Annotated in this window: 1 pseudogene; it reads right to left on the minus strand. The window is 59.9% G+C overall.

Going from position 1 to position 279, the window contains the following annotated elements:
* A pseudogene (locus SB751_RS29785) lies at positions 1-279 on the minus strand (hypothetical protein); the annotation flags it as partial.

The raw sequence follows: 279 nt of genomic DNA on the forward strand, positions 1-279 counted from the left end.
GCCAGGGCAGGACGTTCTCAATCGTGAATGTATCGCGTGTGTGCTTCGTTGGCACGATGAGAGAATCGGTCGCGCGAAACCAGCCAGATGGCCGCGACGCCGCTTCGATACCGCGGTACGCATCGAGCACTGGTATCGCGAGACACAAAAGAAGCGAAAGGCAGAGGAGCGCATAGCGACGTTGCGGACTGGCGTTACGCATTAGCCGCAACGAGAGCGCCGTTGCCACGCCGATCAAGGCACCCTTCCATGCGAAGCAAATGAGCGCCCAGCCCAATG

This window comes from Cupriavidus sp. SIMBA_020 (assembly GCF_046535395.1).
GTDB classification, from domain to species: domain Bacteria; phylum Pseudomonadota; class Gammaproteobacteria; order Burkholderiales; family Burkholderiaceae; genus Cupriavidus; species Cupriavidus campinensis.